This is a genomic window from Rhodobacter sp. TJ_12 (assembly GCF_020023995.1).
Taxonomy (GTDB): Bacteria; Pseudomonadota; Alphaproteobacteria; order Rhodobacterales; family Rhodobacteraceae; genus Rhodobacter.
Genome location: NZ_NRRD01000046.1, coordinates 1 through 1,857, shown reverse-complemented (window position 1 = coordinate 1,857; position 1,857 = coordinate 1). Strand labels below are relative to the sequence as shown.

Sequence of the window (1,857 nt, the reverse complement as noted above, 5' to 3'; positions counted from 1 at the left end):
GCCTGCGCCGGATCGGCGAAGATGTGACCGAAGAACTGGAATACGTGCCGGGGCGCTTCATCGTGAACCGCATCGTCCGGCCCCGATTGACATGTTCCTGCTGCGAACGCTTCGTGCAGGCCCCGCTGCCCTCGCGCCCCATCGAGCGCGGTCGCCCCGGGCCACGTCTTCTGGCCCATGTGCTGGTCCCCGCCCTTATGGTCAAAAGGTGGCGTCCATTGCTGCGCGGCGTATAAATGGCCGCTATCCCAAACTCGCCGCGGGTGCCAAACCGCACCGCCGCAAGTCAGCTTTCCGGCCCCGTTGCTAACGCTGCCATCCGCTTAGGGGTGTGGGCGTGTCGATCCACGGTTTTTCAATGGGAGGCTCGAGTCCTGTTACGCCCCTGCCCAGGAGGCTTTACTTCCGACACACCCGGGTGTTCCGGCTGCTTCGAATATGCGAATGAAAACTCATTTTTTCGCATAAATATCAGTATGTTAGAATCACTTGCGCGGGTTGGCAGACTATGACATGGGCTCGCCGGAAAATCGTCCACTCCCGATGGAATGGGCGTCCCCATGCCTGCCCCACCGAGTGCCCTATGATACCCGCCCGCGCTGCCGATAGCATGATAATCGTCGATGCTGGCCGCTATTCACGGCAGCGACGAGAGAACCTGTTGCGGCTGCATGAGGCCATCCAGTCACCCGATCCCGAAATCGACGATATCGTGCTTTGGAGCGCGCGCAACCATCGCACGCTGTGGCTGATGCGCGATCTATTCCCGCTGCTCGATCTGCCGCAGGAGACGGTGTTTAAATCCTGCTATCGCCTGATCGCGCGTGGCGCTCTGCGCGCGAATCTCGATCATGTGATCGCGGAATGGTCGCGCGTCGAGGTCGCGTCATGACGATCGTGCCGCACTACAATTTCGAAGCCGGGACCGAAATCTCGGTCGGCGGGCGCGACCTCGTTCTCCTCAGGGTCGGTGCGCAGGGCTATGAGCTGGCGGATCCGACCGGCGGCCAGACGAGTATTCTTGGGTTCTCGTCCTTTGTCGAGATGACAAAAACCGGTGTCGTGACATTCGGCCCGTCACAGCTTCAGCCGGACGGGAGTGCCAAACTGAGGCTGGGCGGCCTGAGCGTTGCGGCCCAACTCTCTGAGAGCCAACAAATTTATGGCCGTTTTCACTTTGCAATATGCCGTGCGATCGAGGAACTCCATCGTCACCGGACTGTTGTCGATGGCGATAAGGACTTCCGGATTTCCATCGCCGCCTTGAACGACCCCGCGAACAGGAAGTTTTTGCGGCCTTTCGTCCAAGCCTTTTTCGGGGAGCGTGTGCATCTTGGGGCGGCTACGTTGAAGGGTGGCCAGCAGAAGAGCTGGTTTCTCTACAAAGGGCGGACGCTGAAGAAATACTACGAGATCTATCAGGGGCTTCAGGAGGGTGATGATGTCATCGCCGGGTTGGCAACACTTGACCACCTGAAAGGCAACGAGACGCCGCGTCTGCCTTTGCGTCTGAAAGAGCTTATGACAGAGGCGTGGGAGGAGATCGGCCTAGATCTCAAGGGCCCATCCGTAGCGAACGTGCATGGCTATCTTGCCGCGCGGGTCAACAGCGAAAACCGTCAGCGGGCACTCAACGATCTTCCCGCCCTCCCGATCCCATCGCACCAAAGCGTTCTCCGGCATCGCAAGGAGCTACTCACACCGACCGAATATATGGTCGCGACGAAGGGTGAGCGTTATGCGCGCAACAAGCGGGGCCGCGGGAGCTCGGACGTGCGCGCCCTCATGATCGGCGAATTCTGTGAGATGGACGAGTGTCGGGTGTCATTGATTACGTCAGCGAAGGCCAATGGTTAT

At 59.6% G+C, this 1,857-nt stretch carries 2 protein-coding genes and 1 pseudogene; all 3 read left to right on the top strand.

Annotated elements, in window-relative coordinates:
* A pseudogene (locus tag CKO11_RS17060) lies at window positions 1–188 on the top strand (IS66 family transposase zinc-finger binding domain-containing protein); the annotation flags it as partial.
* Window positions 189–610: 422 nt separating this feature from the next.
* The gene (locus CKO11_RS17055; protein WP_223641488.1) at window positions 611–892 is read left to right on the top strand and encodes a hypothetical protein; all 282 of its coding nucleotides are present in this window, start codon (window positions 611–613) and stop codon (window positions 890–892) included.
* On the top strand, window positions 889–1,857 hold a 969-nt coding region (locus tag CKO11_RS17050), incomplete at its 3' end, for a hypothetical protein (protein WP_223641486.1). The genes CKO11_RS17055 and CKO11_RS17050, both read left to right, overlap by 4 nt.